Here is a 15,911-nt window from a genome sequence, read left to right on the forward strand (position 1 = left end):
GCGGCCCTCCCCTCAGAAGCTCGGCAGCAGATCGTCACCACGATCGGCTTCATTCATCGCATGGGCTCGCTGGACAGCGCCGAGACCCCGCAGCCGGTCCATGGCCTGTCGGTCCGCGCCCGCATCGCTGTCATCCTCGATGCCGGGGATCATGTCCGCGCCAGGTTCAGTGACTGGCTCGGGCCGTTCTTCGGCAAGGCCGGGATGGCGCTGCTGTTGCAGGCCGCCTTCGGCTTCCTCATCGAAAGACGCGCCTTCCTGATCAGCGGTCGCTACCAGCCCTTCATGCAGACCGCGCACCTCGCTGCCCCAGTCATCGGGCCGCGGGCTGGGGCGATCGGCGTAGACGCCATCATCAGGACCGAGGCTGGGTGGCGGGAGGACACGAGCAGTGAAATTGGCGTCTTCAAAATAGCGAAGCTTTTTCGCGCGGATCGGCGCGAGGCCCGAAACGAGCACCAGTTCATCTGTCGGTGGCAGTTGCATCACCTCACCCGGGGTCAGCAGCGGACGGGCGGTTTCCTGCCGCGACACCATGACATGGCTGAGCCAGGGTGCGAGCCGGTGCCCGGCATAATTGCGCTGCGCACGCAGTTCGGTCGCTGTGCCCAGTGCATCGCTGATCCGCTTCGCCGTTCTCTCGTCGTTCGAGGAAAAGGCGATGCGGACATGGCAATTGTCGAGAATGGCGTTGTTTTCGCCATAAGCCTTCGAAATCTGGTTGAGGCTCTGGGCGATCAGGTACGCGCGGATGCCATAGCCCGCCATGAAGGCCAGTGCGGTCTCGAAAAAGTCGAGCCGGCCGAGCGCCGGAAATTCATCCAGCATCATCAGAAGCTGATGCTTGCGGCTCTTGTGCGGATCGCCCTCCAGGCGCTCGGTCAGACGGCGCCCGATCTGGTTGAGGACGAGACGGACCAGCGGCTTGGTCCGCGAAATATCGGACGGTGGAATGACCAGATAGAGTGAGACCGGATGGGCAGCATCGACGAGGTCGCTGATCCGCCAGTCGCAGGCCGCGGTATTGCGCGCCACGATCGGATCCCGGTACAGACCAAGGAACGACATAGCGGTTGAAAGTACGCCGCTGCGCTCATTTTCCGACTTGTTCAGTACCTCGCGCGCTGCGCTCGCAACCACCGGGTGAACCTGCGGCTGTTCCTTGGTCCCCAGATGGTTCGTGGCCATCATCCGCCGCAGCGTATGCGCGAAGGAACGCTGGGGGTCGGACAGGAAGGTCGCTACCCGCGCTAGGGTCTTTTCTTCCTCGGCATAGAGCACATGGAGGATCGCGCCGACGAGCAGCGAATGCGAGGTCTTTTCCCAATGCGAGCGGCGTTCGAGCGCGCCTTCGGGATCGACGAGAATATCGGCGATGTTCTGAACATCGCGCACTTCGTCCGGGCCTTTGCGGACCTCGAGCAGCGGATTATAGCGCGCCGAGCGCGGATCGGTCGGGTTGAACAGCAGGCAATGCGAAAAGCGCGAGCGCCAACCGGCCGTGAGCTGCCAGTTCTCGCCCTTGATATCGTGAACTACGGTGCTGCCGGTCCATGACAGCAGCGATGGCACCACCAGTCCAACCCCCTTGCCCGACCGGGTCGGCGCAAAGGCCATGACATGTTCCGGACCATCATGGCGCAGATAATCGCCTCGATAGCGGCCAAGAAACACGCCTGCATCGCGGAACAGCCCGGCCTTGCCGATCTCGCCACGCGATGCCCAGCGTGAAGACCCATAGGTAGTGACATGCCGGTTCTGCCGGGCCCGCCAGAGCGAACCGGCAATCGCCGAAGCGCAACCGAGGAAGCCACTGGCCCCCGCGAGCGTGCCTGCTTTGTCGAAGACCTCCGGCGCATAGGCTTCGTAGTGATACCACCATGCAAAGAGCTGCCACGGCCGATAGACCGGATACCCGAACGCCATCGCCCAGGGCTGCCCAAGCTGAGTCTGATAGCCGAGCATAGCGGCCGCCCATTGGGTCGCAGCCCAGACGCCCAGAATGACGATAGCAAAAACGACGAAAATCTGGCCGACAAGCAGCTTGGTGGGGGTCATGATCGAGGCTCCGACTCACGGGCCGCAACAGGCGGCACGAACGAAGCCGAAGCTGGATCAGTTCAGGGGGTCAGCGTGATGCCCGCAACCATCCTTGATGGCCCCTCCCCTTCCCGGTCTTCGCTACGAAGGGCACATTGTGAAATGTGCCAGTTGGACGCTCCTCGCTGCCCCTGCGCCGTAAGCCCCAGCTTCCAATGCCTATGACCGCCGACCTAGCCGCTATTCATGATGAGGGATCTGGGCGTCGAAACCAATCGTTGGTCACCGTCGTCAGGGTGAACCGGAGTGGCGTGGTCTGGGGACGATCCGGAACGGCGTCTTTTAGGACCTAGATTGGGATAGCGGACGTTTCTGGTAGCGTATTCGCGAGGCAGCTTCGCGCCCCAAGTAGGACGCTCAGCCGTAGATCGGCGCCACCCGAAAGCGGACGAAATTCATTAAGGTAGCCTCACGACCAGCGAACAATTCGAATCTTTTCGGCGCGCCAAATGCCGCGGTCTTCTACGCAGGCCCTGCAGCGGCTACGACCGATGAGATCGCTCGCAGTTCAACGCAGTAAGGGCGGCGGTGCGCTTCGACGATTCCGTTCGAATCGTCCCGGGTAAAGCGAACTTAACGGGCATCATTCACCTTCGAGGCGCTCCTGCACTTCTGTCACGAAGCGTGAAGGGTTGTGCTGCCCGTGCATGAGATGGATTTCATGCCTTGCTCGCGTGAAGCCGACATAGAACAGCCGTCGCGCTTCCCTGATCTCTCCATCGCTTGCATTGTTTCGGGGAAGGCGTCCTTCCTCCATCCCGAACAGGATCACCGCGTCGAACTCGCGTCCTTTGGCGCTGTGCAAGGTGGACAGATTGATCCGGTCGAGACCGGTGCCGATGCCGGCGAACTCGCCGAGCGGGAAATCCTCCACATCACCGGTCGGTCCAAACCGGTTGATGAAGGTGTTCAGCGTCTCGAACTCATCTGCCAGCGATCGGGCACGATCGATGCGCGGTTTAATAATCTCGTCGCGCAGGGAGACGAGCCAGTCGTGCAGACTGAGAGTGTCGTCACGACGATCCCAGAGGGTTGCGATCAAGTCGCGCTGAAATTCCAGCCGGTCGTCATCGGTCGCGAGCAGTTCATGGAACAGGCGGGCACCTTCGGCTATTACGCGGGATACCTGAGGCTGGCCTGACCGCCAGCCACCGCAGCACCACATCGCGCATTGCTCGAGCCAGCGCATTAGACGGCTGCCGCGAGGATACAGCGCGTTGCCGTCGGTGCGGATCACGCCATAGCCGTTGTTGGCCGCGGCGGTCGCGACCTCGTCGCCGATGAAGGCTGCGGGGTAGAGGATGGCGATTTCGCCAACGTTCAGATCGGGGCGCCGCGCGCGTATCTCGGGGATCAACTGTTCGATCAAATATCGCGCCTGCGCCGCATAGCCGCCGGTGCAGGGATGAAAATAGATCGTGCCCTCATGCGCGCCGTCCGGTGCCCGATAGCCGCGCGCTTCGCCAAGGGCGTATTCGGAGGCAGTAACGATCTGCGACCCGCAGCGATAGTTGAGCCCGAGCCGGACGGTTTCGACATCGTCGCGCTCCGACAGTTTCTTCAGCAATTCGGGGTTCGCGCCGGTGAAGCCGTAGATCGACTGATCGACATCGCCGACCGCGAACAGGCGGATGCCGGCGCTGAAGCACAGCCCCATCACCATCGCGTGCAAAGCCCGGCCGAGATCCTGATATTCGTCGACCGCCAGTATCGGATATTTGGCGGCGATCGCCTTGCGCAGCCAGGCGTTGGTCGCGAGCGCGCGCAAGGCGAGAAGCGGCATGTCGTCAAAGTCGATAACGCCCATCTGGCGCAGTTCGGCTTCATAGGCCTCGACGAGCCTGGTCAGTTGCGGATCGACGGTTTTCCAGGCGTCGACGTCCCGGTTGAGGAATCGGCGGCGGTGCTGCCCAAGCCGGAAATCCCAGGTCTGCGGATTCTCCGGCCCCTTGATCACCTTGGCATGGGCATTTTCGAGCGCGGCGCGCGTCTGGCGCCGGGTCGCCACTTGGAAATCATCCGGGAGACCCAACCCCGCGACCTTCGCATAGGGCAGGAGGATCTGGGTCAGCGAGAAGCTGTGCACGGTGCCGATGAAGACGCGGCCGCCCGGCGCAATACCGAGGCCATCGAGCCGCATCTCGAGCTCGCGAGCACATTCGTTATTGTAGGTGATACAGGCAAAGCCGCGGGGATCCTCGACATCCTCGCTGAGCATGCGCGCGAGCTTGACTGTCAGCGTTTTGGTCTTGCCGCTGCCTGGCCCGGCCAGCAGCACGCAGTGGCCGCCGGATTCATAGGCCTGCCACTGTTTGTCGTTGGGCCGCAGATCTTCCGCGGCCTTCAGATAGAGCGCACGATCAGACAAGGCCGATCACATGGTTGATCGCGTTGGCGATATAATGCGGCACAGTCAGGCCTTTGATGCGCGATGCCAAGCGCTGCGCGAACCGGCCTTTGCCCATCTGCTCGATCATCTTGATCAGGATCTTGGCATCGACGTCGGACGGCTTGGTTTCCCAGGCATCAAGGAGCGCCAGCCGCTCGGCGCTGAAATTATGTTCGCGCAGGGTCGCGATCATCGCCTCGGCATAGTCGCCCCCGAACATCTCGGTTTCCAGCGTGCTGTCGTTGACGAACAGGCCGAAATCCTCGAACTTTTCATAGGTCTCGTCATAATTGTCGATCGCCTTGATCGCCGCGATCAGGCCGTCCGTATCAGCGCCCCCCCGCGCGGTATCGATTGTACGGGTGAGCTTTAGGCACCGCTTGTAGGACCGGGGTCTTCCGTCGATCATGTCGAAATCGGTGATGACGGCAAAGGGAATGCCGAGCGCGCATAGCAGCTTCACATAGGGCTGGAAATTGGTGCCAGCGACCGAACAGACCGACACGCCATGCTCGTCGAGCGAAATGTCGAGTTCTTCGGCTAACGTGGGGATGAGGAACCGTTCGGCGTCACCCTCGACCAATAGCACTCCGCGGGCGAACACCATCTCGGCTCGGGTTACATCGAGATAGCGGCTCAAATCCTCCTCTTCGGCTTCGGTGAAATCCGTCGCCGCCGTCGAATAGCCCCAAGTTCCCTGATCCGCGTCCGCCCGTAGCAACAGGAGCGATTCGAGCGGCGCGACGCTGGCGATGTGGGGCGAATGAGTCGTCAGGATCACCGACATCGGCTCGCCCTCGTCCGCGCCGGTGTCCTCTTCCTCGGTTTCAGCATCTTCCGCCGCCGCGCCTTTGACGATCGTCTCGAACAAATGCTTGTACACCAGCCGCTGGAGATGCGGATGAAGATGCGCTTCCGGTTCCTCGATCGCGAGCAGGGAATGGTCGCGCTTGTTGGTCTCAATCAGCCGTTGAAGGTCGAGCAGCTTGAGCGTCAGGAAGATGAGATTGGCTGATCCCAGGCTAGCATCGGCAACGCCGCGCCGCCCTTCGTCGATGAGCAGACGGATCTGGCGATTGATGCGGGCGGCATCGGTCGCAGAAAAGCCAAGCGATGGCTTCACGTCCTGCTTAGCGCCCGCCATCGCGAGAAACAGCTCGGCAATCCGGCCTTCGAGCGCCTTCACCTCGCCGAACTCGATCGCGGCCTTGCTTGCTTCCGCGATCTTCTCGCCGATCTCCTTGAGCTTTGCCGCGTCGATCGCGACGAACGCATCTTCGACCAGTGGACGAAGCGGCGAACGGCGCCAAGCGGCGAGGTCACCCTCGGCATCACGAAGCGCCGGCAACAGGTCCATCGTGATCCGCCGCCGCAAATCATGGCCAAAGCGCTTGGCTTCGCTTTCCCCGCCGAAACAGATGAACGAGAAATCGTCATCACTGGCGGGTGCATGATCGAGCCCCGGCGTCGCGCGTAACTTGTAGGTCAGGCGGACGGTATCGGGATCGTCGTCGAGCCTGAAGTCGGTCAGGACGGCAAGCACATCGGGGTCGTCCTCGAAATCCTTGATCTCGACCGAGACGGTCATGATCGTCTCGGAAGTAATCTCCTCCAGCCCGTCCCAGAAGTCAGCGAGACCGAGCTGCCGACTGCTATCCGGCAGTGAGGGGTCGAAGATCAGGCGCAAGCCAAAGAGCAAATTGCTCTTCCCGACGCGGTTCTCTCCGACAATGACGACGTTGCCGCCTAGCGCTACGTCGAGGTCGCGGAAGTTACGGAAGTTCTCGATTCTAATTCGTGAAAGATACATCCTGCCCGCTCCATCTCATCGGCCGCAGTTTACTTTCTATGCGGAAAAATATCAGCACGGTTTTGTCCCATCCGGCGCAAGTCATGAGATTAGCCGGTCAAGCGCGAAGCCTCCGATTGCCGCCATGCTGCGGGCAGGCTGCGGCACTCGCGGCAACGATCCGGTCCTAGGAGTTCACAGACGTCGGCAAGATGGCGGTCCGGGACACGCATGCGTGCGACCGTCAGCGCAAGAAACAAACATTCGCTGAGACCATCGGCCTGAAAGGACGACACGATCGGATCGGCAAGAAGCAGATCCGTCGTGCTCATGACGATAAGCGCTGGATAGCGGTCGGCACACAAGTCGGTGGCTTTACGCTCATCGATCAGCGCGCCCGCTCCGGAACCGAGCGCATATGCGATTGTTGCCGCCTCGCCATCATCAAGTGTGAGGCTTGTCGGACCCGCGACGAGGTCCAGAAACACGGCTTCATCGGTAGAACTGAGCGAAACCTCACGGATCAAACCTACCTCGATCAGCCTCGCAACCTCGGCGGCAGTTTGCCGACCTTTCGCGCGCCCATTTTCAAGCTCGCCGAGCGCGGTCGTCGTGATGACGAGTTCCGCCGGCGACGATCGAAGAATGTCCTCAGCGCAGCCCGTCGCGACGAGGTTGATCCAGACGCTGGCATCGCCGACGAGCGATGCCGCCCGCTCAAGCCAGGAGGATTGGCGACTCATCGTCGACCGCTCCTTCAGCTTCAAAATCGTCGATCATCTCGCGTGCTTCGACGCGGTCAATATGAAGAAGGCGCGCCAACTGCCCTTCGCTCAGAAGACCGCGCCGCCACGCTTCACTCGCCAGGAGGCTCATGCGCATCGACACTTGCCGTGCGGCATCGGTCTTAGCTGGATCGGGCGGTATCGCGTCGCCGAGCACTTCGCGCGCTTGCTCGTCCGTGATGCCGCCGTGCTCCTTAAACCAGTCCCAGGTGCCGGATTTAGTGAGGCCGAGTTCCTCAAGTCTCCGCACCATTGCTTCGCGCGACACACCGAAGGCGTGTGCAAGAATAATGATATGGCGGCGAGTGAGCCGCGCGGCACCGGCCGTGACATCTTGAAAGCGGGCGGCAACCGCTCGGGCGGGCGTTAGAAAGCAGCGCGCGAAAGCGTTAGCGTAGCGCTCTTCCCGCGAAGCTTCAGGCGAATCCGCATAAAGCGCATCCGGTGCGCGGCGGGTGGAAATGAAATGGCCGGTCTCATGGGCACCGGTCTGCGTGCGCCGGTCGCGAGGATGCAACGCGTTCAACAGAATGCAGGCACCGGCAACTTCGTCGAACGCATAGAGCCCCGAAATCCGGGCCGGCAACTGCCGGACGAAGACGCGCGCCCCCAGTTGGACTTCCAGCAGGCTGACCATATCGTGGACCGGTGCCATGCCAAGCCCTAGCCACTGGCGCAGCTCGCTCGCGTCCTGTTCGGCTTGGAGCAAGACGTTGCCGGGCAGCAGGGGCCGCTCCGGCGGGTCGTTGCGCGCCCGCTGGATACCGAGCAGGTTTTCCAGTTCCAGCTCCGCCTGGACGAGGCTGTTAAGCAAAGCGACCGCCTCTTCGACTTCTGCATCGCCTTCACCGGCCCGCCGGAAGCGGGGCCGCAAATCGACCTTCGCACTGCCCTGGCGCAGCAAGACGTTGAGTGAGACGCGATACAGGGCGGCGAGCTTCTGAAGCTCTTCGAGGCGCGCACGGCGCTGTCCTTGCTCGATGGCGACCAACGTGGTGCGCGCGACATTCAGTGCCTGCGCCGCCGCAGCCTGGGTCAGCTTCGCATTCTCCCTGGCGTCGCGTAGCAGCTCTCCAAGCGCTTCGGGGGAAAGGCTGCCTGTCACCGCTGCCACGGCGAGACCTGCGCGAGCTTGGCGACGAAGGAATTCGGCCTGAGACTCTCTTGGAACGCGAGCCATTCGGCGCGGTGACGCGCAAGCAACGCCAAGAGGTTCGCCTCCGCCTCGGCCGACGACATCCTGAGGGCATCAGCGGTTTCGCGGGCGACGCGGGCAACCGCGCGTCGATGGATGGCAGAGCCGGAGAGCGAGGCCAGATGGTCGAGGTGGAGTACACCGGCTATGGCATGTTCGCGGAGCGAAGGGGTCATCAGCTTGAAGCCCACGACCGCGCCTTTCTCGATCTCGGGGGCGGACAGGTCCTCCCAGATGTAGTTGGCGGCAGGCTCCTCAACGCCAGCCGCATGCATGCTGAGGCGGCGCAACATGCAGGCAGCGCAGATACCGCATTGTCGGCGCTTGTGCTCGAAGCTTACCTGCCGAGCACCCTGCCAACATGACCGGGTGTTCGCCCAGTTGGGCGGCTGCGCGAGCTTCTGCGCCGCTGCGACGGTCTCGCCCTTGGTCGACCAGATGCGGGGATACTCGTAGTGCGGCGCCTTGCCGGTCAAGGCTTCGAATAGCGCTTCGATCCGACGGGTAAAGGCGGGATGGACCCGATAGTCGGGGTGGCTTTGCCCCAAGGTGACGAGGATTGGACCAAGGGCGCCTTGTCCGCTCTCCGTCACTACGATCCGCTCTACATTGGCGAGCGCCGCAGCGATGCCTGTAATTACCGCGAACTTGAAACCCCGCGACCGCGCCGACGATTCGACCCTCTGGCCTACATCGAACCGCACCTGATAGGGCACCGACATAAAGCGGCGTTCGCGGGGATCCTTGGAGTGAGTGTCGGCGCCCTTGGTACCAAGGCGGACGCGCACGAGACCGCCCTTTTCGGCATTATCGACGAGCGCCGAAACAGCGCGGGAATCCACACCGTCGCTATACGGCATGATCACGCGGTCGCGCACGTCGAAGCCGAGGGAGCCCTGTCCCACGCGCTCAATGTCGCGCTTGCGTTGCACGAAGCTGACGATCCACTGATCGCCCGTTAGGAACGAAAGAGCATCCTCAAGTGCATTGTGGACTGCGGGATCCTCCCAACGATTGAGCGAATGGACGGCCACACGCAGGTCGAAGGACCGCGCCCAGCCCCACGCCGGGCGTTTAACGCTGAGATCGCAATATTCCACAGCGGCCGCGATGACGAGAAGGTCGACAAGTTCTGGACGCCAGCCGGTATAGAAATAGCTCTCCAGCCCAGCGATTGAGAGATTGATCGCGGACCCGAGGTTGGCAGCGATCGCGCCGTCGCGAACATCCGCATCGAGCTCAACCGCATCGACCACGAACGCGGTCTCGCTTGAGGCATGATAGGTGCGGGCGGTCATAGCGGAACTCCAGCGTCGAGATCGGTGAATTGAGCGCGGGTGCGGCGCATCAGCGGCTCGCCCGTCCGCAGTGCGGCACGCGCGAGACCGGACAGATCGATTTGGCCGTGCGCCGCCTCGAAGCGGTTCCGCACAAACTCCGCGTTGCGTATGCTGTCGTCACGGCGGACATGCTCTTCAACCTGACGGTAATTGCAGAGCAGGCGGTCGGAGAGCGCTTCCTCCGCGGCGAACTGGACGGCATCGCCGCCAGTTCGTCCGGTTACTACGGCATCGATCGCGTTGCGGACGAAAGACGCCTCCAGCGGCGAGGCGCAGCCGCGCCGGAGCGCAGCGAGATCTGCCAGAACTTGGTCCGCGAAGAGCGGCTGCTGCCCCAGAGGAGCAACAGCGGAGGTGACTGACGCAACAAGTGCCTGCCGGACTTCGGCGCGCCAGTCCGCGTGTGACGCGCGCGTCACGCTTTCGACGATCTCATTTTGAGAGAACGCCTCCTTGTACGCGCACTTTGCTGCATGTCGCCAACGAGGCTTCATCGGAAGAGATTTGTACGGGCCATCACTCATCACATCGTGCTCCCCGCACTTTAAATGAAGCTAGGTTCTGACAATGTCAATATCGATTGCTAAACAACCTGACATTACCTTGTTCTGGTAGGTGGCGGGCGCGACCGGTTAATGCAGCACCAAGGCAGAGGTTTGGAAGGTCAGCTACGATTGGTGAGCTTAGGCGAGGCCGACACGATCGATAGACGTGGAAGCATAGGGATGAGCAGGCGAAGGGTGATCGCTCGCCCCGATTGAATTCTGCTTATCGTAGGATCAGTGGCGGCCTGTCGCGGCCAAAGTCGATCACCGGCGCTGTACGGCGTCCCTATAACGGTGCGAGTGGCGACACATATTCGTCAGGTTTATCTAGCGCGGGGCGCCGGTTGATCGAAGCGAACCGAGCCCCGCTTGTCTCGGACTTGAGATCTGTCAGCTATAGCCCCCCGCATGCCAAAACCTGCCAATCCGCAAACGGCCCAGAAGCCGTCGCCGGCGAGTGTCTGAACGTAGGGCAGCTTTTGGCGAGCTAATCCGAAGCAAGGAATGACGGCTATTTTGGCGGCTGCCGACCCAGACCCGGTCGTTCCCCAGCATCAACGGCAAGGTCAACTTTCGCCGAAAGCGGTCAGGCCGCATTTGCGATTGAGACCCGAATCGGCTGATGACTGAAGCTGGGAGGATTCCTGCCGGTAGCAACCTCAACGACAGGTTTGCCGAATGGCCAAAAGCGGTCAAACCCACTCCTCGGGTAGTAATCTGCACACGCCTTAACGCTCGCCGTTGTGTAGGGTTCGCTTCAGCAGAATGGAAATCACATCATTAGAATGAAGCATGTCCTCGTGGACATGTCAGCCGCGCCAGCACCAAAATCGAGAGCGGCGGGCTAGATCAGGTTTTGACTGTTGCGCGGCATTCTGGTGCCGATAGGATCGACAGATGGACGCCTACAACCTCGATCCTCGTCAGCTCATCAGAATCGAAGCTGTTCACGGCGGTTTTCTGTACCAACACCTTTATGCGGCCGCCTGCCTGTTTCAGGCCGCGCGAACGGGCGTAACCCACGTCGTCGTAGAAAATGATGAAGACGTAGAGTTGCTCCAGGACCGCGAGCGCATCTACGCTCAAGTCAAGAAGCGGGCGGCAAATCTGATTTACAGCGATATCGAAGGTGCGCTTGAGCGGTTCGACGCGATCAGGGCCGAGCATTCGGAGGGGCGCCGAAAAGGAACATGCCGGTTCGCGATAGTCACGAACAGCGCACCAAGTCCGAACCTTGCCGAGCGCATGGAAGCGGAGGGATGGCCTTCAGATGTCGTGGTGCTCTACCCGGGCTCGGAGCCCGAAGATGACGTCCTTCCCCAACCTCGAGCGAGCATAGAAGAGGCCTTTGAAGCCTGCCGGGGCTCAGCGGAGACGTTGCCATTCGCTGTGCTCGCTCCCGAAACACTCGTCTGGAAGCTCGCCGGCCGAATCATGGCCGCCTCCGCCGGCGCCGAGCCCAATCCGGATCATGCTTTTGTGGTCGCCGATCTTCCAGCCCTTTTCGAGCAGCTTGTCATTCAGCTGCAGGATTTTCCTGCACCGCCCCTCCGCTACCGGCCTCAAGACAACGAGCCGAGCCTCGCGAACGGGCATCGTGTGCGGATGATCGTGGGCTTCTCGGGCGCCGGAAAGACATCATGGGTCTCACAAACTGCACTGCATGCGACCGATCGCCTGGCCTATTACGACGTCGCGGATATTTCCGGTCCAGCTATTGCGAGCGCGGTGTCACGGGAACTGGCGGCCCGCATCTACGGATCGCGCGGGGGAAAGCTCGGCGAGATTCTGCTACCGGGTGCAAGCGGGACCGAGATCCTCTTCGCTATTGGCCGTCATCTGGCCGAGGACAAACTCACCGCAACAGTTGTACTCGACAACGCCCATCGCGTTCCGGCCGGCGATCTAGTCGCGCTGGTCAATGCATCCGAGCACCTGCGATTCGTTCTGTTGGCCCAGCCAGGTACGTCGATCGCACGAATAGAAGCGACGATCGGCATCAAGGCAGAGCTCCTTGCTGGTTGGTCCAACGAGACAGCCGCGGCAGAGGGTGCGTCGGTCGGCTGTCGCGGCAGCTATGAGGATTACGAGCGCCTTTTGCGGTTGACGGGAGGACTGCCCCTCTACGTCCAAAACGCGCTCAAGATTGCAAGCGAGAGCTATGGTGGCGACCTGAGCCAACTCATTGCGGCGCTTCAAGAGCGTACACACATCACCGAGACCGCCCAAGAGTTGATCCTCTCCGACGGTTTCGCCACGTTCAACGAGATTGATCGGCACGCCACGGCGGCATTAAGCCTCAGTGATGTCCCTATGACTCAGGCCGAGGCTGCGGGCGTGCTCAACCGGAGCTTCGCGATCGAACCTGCCGCAGCGGCGGCGGCATTCAGGCGCCTTCGATCGAGCGGCGTGATCCAGATTTTCGGCATCGACCACTTCAAGATTCACGACGCTATGCGACCGCTCGGCCTCGCCTGTTTCGATGAAAGCGGCGGTGAGCACCTCCAGAAGGCACGAGAGGCAATCCGCGACCTACTGATCGCCACCCTGCAGCAGGACAATGATCGTCAGCGGGTTTTCCTGCTCCTTCGAATGTTCGTCGCCCTTGGGAATATCAAGCCGCTGGTAGAAATGGCCACGGACGAGTTGTTCCACGAGATGGGGTATATGGGCGAAATCGCTGGGTACCTTGCCACAGCCGCACAGTCCGATGCCATCAGCGCCGAGGATCGATTCTGGGCTCTGGACGGCCTCGTCTTCGCCCACTTCAAGGCGGGGGATAAGGCCGACATTGAGGACAAGCTCGACCGCATGGAGGAGCTGATCCGCAAGGAGACGCTCGGCCTGCAGGAACGGCTTGCCCTTGGGATGAAGCGGATGGTCTTCGCAGCCCGCGCCCAGGACGCCGCCACGGTTAAAGCGATCATGAAAGACCTGACGCGCGTGCTGCCCAAGACCCCCCAGCACCTCCGCGTCGCGCGGTACAACTACGCCCATGCGATGTACGAGCTCGGTCAGATGGAGGAGTGCGTCATCGCGACCCTCGATCTGGTCTCGGAGTATTACGGCGTGCTCGGCCTCACCATCAACGATGTGATGGCGAAGAACCCTGACAAAATCTTCCCTCTGCTCAGTGAGGGGAAGAACCACACCGATAATTTGAAGCATCTCGCCGACGCTTTAGACCTCCAGTCCAAGGCACTCAGGGCAATCGGCAAAAACCCCGGTCTGGGGCCGATTCACGCCATGAAATTCTACTCGATGGCGCACTCGCTCGATTCGTTCGTCCGTGTCGGACAGGAGCTGGTCGACGACTTTGTCGGCCACCACGACTATATCGGTGCCCGGAACGTCATCGAGACTAATCTGATGCCCACAATTGTCGGGCTCAAGCTGGCTGGCCGCGTCATCCCTGTGCGCAGCCAATATGCCGTCGTGCTTGCCTACTGCGGCGCGTTCGACGAGGCGGACGCAGAAATGGCGCGGCTGATTCCCTACGAATCTGGCTTGGATGAAGAAGGGCAGCGTGAGTTGCAAAACCAGCGTGCTTACATCACCTATCTTCGTGATAACCCGCCTCCCCCGCAACGAGAGATGCCAGCGCAGCTCAGCGGGCCCGCGGCAAAGCCGTAGCGCTGCGCCTCGGGCTAAGAAGCAATCCAGCGACGCAGATAGTAGTCCGTCTCCTTGTTGCTTTTGCAATGGTAGGTACTGCGGATCATTTTGCGAATAGTCTTGCCCTCCGGCCCCGCTTGCTGCTCCCCTTCAGACAAGTCGACGCTGTCGAGTTGCTCCTGCGTGAAGCCCTCCGCAGGCATGGGATTAATCGTCCAAATTTCGCTGATGTTTGCGGTCATGCCATTTGAAAACTCGATCCGCTTGAGCAGGCGAGGAACGTGATCCTCGAGTCCGTAGAGCCGTGCCGCTCCGAGCTTCACGCTGACACGCACGTCCAAGATCGGCTTTCGCCTATAGAAGGTCACGTCGGTTGGCTGCCCGGACGTCGACAACAGCGTCAGTGTATGGGTGAGCATGCCTATGCGATCGCCAAAATGCTGCTCTAAGCGCTTAATCGCCTCTTGTGGCGTAATGTCCTGCGTCATCAGCTCCTCACCTTGCGCCTACCAGCACTCACAGACATCTGAATAGCCTGGCGCTCACAACCACCGCAACGAGTGTGTGGTAGTCGCTCAGGCAGAATGGCAGCTAGCAGCGTAAGCCGACTATCCAGCGATGGCACCTCAACGAAGCATTCCGGGTCGGAAGCTGACCAACTGCAAAGCGCCGAAAAGGCAGTCAGGGTATTGTCCCGAAAGCAGCCGCCAGGCCAGCCGCCAGTTTTCAGATGTATCGCCGATAGTCCGAGCTCACTACCTGTCCTTCAGCCATATATTTGAGTACTTCGCCCACCTTGCGGGCGGCTCGAATAGGCACGGGCAGACGCTGGTTCATCTGAGTTGAGTTCCAGTTGATTTTGGTCAGCGAGAATACCTCTTCGGCGATCTGAGCGACAGTGCTGTCGCTGCTCGGATGGGGGCAAAGGAGCAATGGTCGCGGCACGTACATACCGGGATAGGTGCCGTAATACGGAATGCTACCATTCGTGTAGAGCAGGCCCTTGCCGTCCAGCTCGACGAATGTTCCCCGCAAAACCGGATAGTCGCCATCTCGCAGGATTTTGGCGTCATAGGATTCCTGGACCCATACAAGGTCGCGGAACTCGGTCTCGGCCTCATCTAACGCGCGTAAGATGCCATCCGCTTCCTCGTCCCGAAAGCGTGAGGTTTTCAGAATAATCACCCGTGCGGGAGGGTGCTTGTGATGATCGCGGTAGGCCTTCAACGCGCCCTTCACCAGGTCATAGGCGTCGGTTTCGGTCATGTACGGATGGCGGCCGCGCGTCTCGGTCTGAGCCCGCTTCCCCTTCAGGATAAACCCGCGACCCCGCTCATCAAACATCTGGGCCGAACTTGTCCATAGCTGTTGCCCCATGACATCGCGATAGAAGCTGACCCCGATGTAGCAGGCGCGAAACTCGCCCTCTTTCGGTAGGCGCCGCCAAGGGATGCGACCTGTGCCTTTGTAGTAGAGTGTTGTCAGGAGGTTCCAAGTCCGACCGGCCTGATCCTGAATCTTCCGTTCGCTGCTAAGTTTCACCTTACGCGGGATCCTGGCATTTTCGTCGATCACGTCTTCCCAGATGATCTGGATCGGGAAGTTCAGCGGCATGGCGCGGGCCTTGAGTAGGCCTCGGAAGTTCGGCGCGTCGGAGCCGCCAGCGTCTTCCTTCTCAGTCGTGCCCTGCGCATCGGTCTTCGCGTTCCAGACCCGCTCGATAAGGCCGACAGGTAACGCAATCATGGCGACGTCGGGCCGATTGCCGCTATCGTCCATCGTCTGGAGGATATCCATGACCGCGTCGACCGCCATCTCGACCGCCTTGGCGTGGTTGGGCTCTTTCCGGATCTTGTCGATCTGGGCTTTGGTCAACGTGCCGCAAGCGTCGTCATCGACCTCGAAACCACATCGGAATGGATTGTTGTTGTTCAGGCCAGGAAAGTGCGGGTTCATGTTCGGATGGCTCTCGGCTTTCGAGGCGAAGCCAGATGCTGCCGCAACCAGAAAATTCTTCGAGCCTTCCACGGTCTTGGCATCGCCGACTAAGCCGACGCGAATCTTGTCGCCCAGCGGCGCCTGCAACGGGCCAGCGTCGGTCAGGCCCAACCGAGGATCGGGATGGCTGTGTTGATCGCCAAATTCGAGCAAGG

At 61.0% G+C, this 15,911-nt stretch carries 10 protein-coding genes; 1 reads left to right on the forward strand and 9 read right to left on the reverse strand.

The genetic code is table 11. The features are described from left to right. Positions 1–12: 12 nt before the first annotated feature. The 7 genes from ABDJ38_RS08710 to ABDJ38_RS08740 form a co-directional block, all read right to left on the reverse strand. The gene (locus tag ABDJ38_RS08710) at positions 13–2,058 is read right to left on the reverse strand and encodes a conjugal transfer protein TraG (protein ID WP_346784696.1); all 2,046 of its coding nucleotides are present in this window, start codon (positions 2,056–2,058) and stop codon (positions 13–15) included. A gap of 625 nt (positions 2,059–2,683) precedes the next feature. Continuing rightward, on the reverse strand, positions 2,684–4,468 hold the full coding sequence (locus ABDJ38_RS08715) for an ATP-dependent helicase (RefSeq protein ID WP_346784697.1): 1,785 nt from the start codon (positions 4,466–4,468) through the stop codon (positions 2,684–2,686). Beyond that, a complete protein-coding gene (locus ABDJ38_RS08720) occupies positions 4,461–6,299 on the reverse strand; it encodes an ATP-dependent nuclease (protein WP_346784698.1) in 1,839 nt (612 codons plus the stop codon). The genes ABDJ38_RS08715 and ABDJ38_RS08720 overlap by 8 nt, the downstream gene beginning before the upstream one ends. Before the next feature lie 89 nt (positions 6,300–6,388). Next, the gene (locus ABDJ38_RS08725) at positions 6,389–7,021 is read right to left on the reverse strand and encodes a PIN domain-containing protein (protein ID WP_346784699.1); all 633 of its coding nucleotides are present in this window, start codon (positions 7,019–7,021) and stop codon (positions 6,389–6,391) included. Continuing rightward, the gene (locus ABDJ38_RS08730) at positions 6,996–8,177 is read right to left on the reverse strand and encodes a helix-turn-helix domain-containing protein (RefSeq protein ID WP_346784700.1); all 1,182 of its coding nucleotides are present in this window, start codon (positions 8,175–8,177) and stop codon (positions 6,996–6,998) included. Before ABDJ38_RS08730 ends, ABDJ38_RS08725 begins: the two co-directional genes overlap by 26 nt. Continuing rightward, the gene (locus ABDJ38_RS08735; protein WP_346784701.1) at positions 8,165–9,556 is read right to left on the reverse strand and encodes a 7-cyano-7-deazaguanine synthase; all 1,392 of its coding nucleotides are present in this window, start codon (positions 9,554–9,556) and stop codon (positions 8,165–8,167) included. The genes ABDJ38_RS08730 and ABDJ38_RS08735 overlap by 13 nt, the downstream gene beginning before the upstream one ends. After that, positions 9,553–10,122, reverse strand: coding sequence for a hypothetical protein (locus ABDJ38_RS08740; protein ID WP_346784702.1), 570 nt, complete (start codon positions 10,120–10,122; stop codon positions 9,553–9,555). Before ABDJ38_RS08740 ends, ABDJ38_RS08735 begins: the two co-directional genes overlap by 4 nt. A gap of 918 nt (positions 10,123–11,040) precedes the next feature. Here ABDJ38_RS08740 and ABDJ38_RS08745 point away from each other — a divergent pair. Further along, entirely contained in the window at positions 11,041–13,776 is a 2,736-nt protein-coding gene (locus ABDJ38_RS08745; protein ID WP_346784703.1) for an ATP-binding protein, read from the forward strand. A gap of 14 nt (positions 13,777–13,790) precedes the next feature. On the opposite strand, the gene ABDJ38_RS08750 is transcribed toward ABDJ38_RS08745, so the two are convergent. Together ABDJ38_RS08750 and ABDJ38_RS08755 are read right to left on the reverse strand one after the other, a co-directional pair. Continuing rightward, on the reverse strand, positions 13,791–14,246 hold the full coding sequence (locus tag ABDJ38_RS08750) for a hypothetical protein (protein WP_346784704.1): 456 nt from the start codon (positions 14,244–14,246) through the stop codon (positions 13,791–13,793). 238 nt (positions 14,247–14,484) lie between these two features. Next, positions 14,485–15,909, reverse strand: coding sequence for an argonaute/piwi family protein (locus tag ABDJ38_RS08755; protein WP_346784705.1), 1,425 nt, complete (start codon positions 15,907–15,909; stop codon positions 14,485–14,487). Between the last annotated feature and the right edge of the window lie 2 nt (positions 15,910–15,911).

The organism is Aurantiacibacter flavus, from assembly GCF_039710615.1.
Classification (GTDB): Bacteria; Pseudomonadota; Alphaproteobacteria; order Sphingomonadales; family Sphingomonadaceae; genus Alteraurantiacibacter; species Alteraurantiacibacter flavus.

Coding starts and splice junctions, on each gene's coding strand:
- ABDJ38_RS08710 (WP_346784696.1), bottom strand. CDS start 2,058: ATGACCCCCACCAAGCTGCTTGTCGGCCAGATTTTCGTCGTTTTTGCT.
- ABDJ38_RS08720 (WP_346784698.1), bottom strand. CDS start 6,299: ATGTATCTTTCACGAATTAGAATCGAGAACTTCCGTAACTTCCGCGAC.
- ABDJ38_RS08725 (WP_346784699.1), bottom strand. CDS start 7,021: ATGAGTCGCCAATCCTCCTGGCTTGAGCGGGCGGCATCGCTCGTCGGC.
- ABDJ38_RS08735 (WP_346784701.1), bottom strand. CDS start 9,556: ATGACCGCCCGCACCTATCATGCCTCAAGCGAGACCGCGTTCGTGGTC.
- ABDJ38_RS08740 (WP_346784702.1), bottom strand. CDS start 10,122: ATGAGTGATGGCCCGTACAAATCTCTTCCGATGAAGCCTCGTTGGCGA.
- ABDJ38_RS08745 (WP_346784703.1), top strand. CDS start 11,041: ATGGACGCCTACAACCTCGATCCTCGTCAGCTCATCAGAATCGAAGCT.
- ABDJ38_RS08750 (WP_346784704.1), bottom strand. CDS start 14,246: ATGACGCAGGACATTACGCCACAAGAGGCGATTAAGCGCTTAGAGCAG.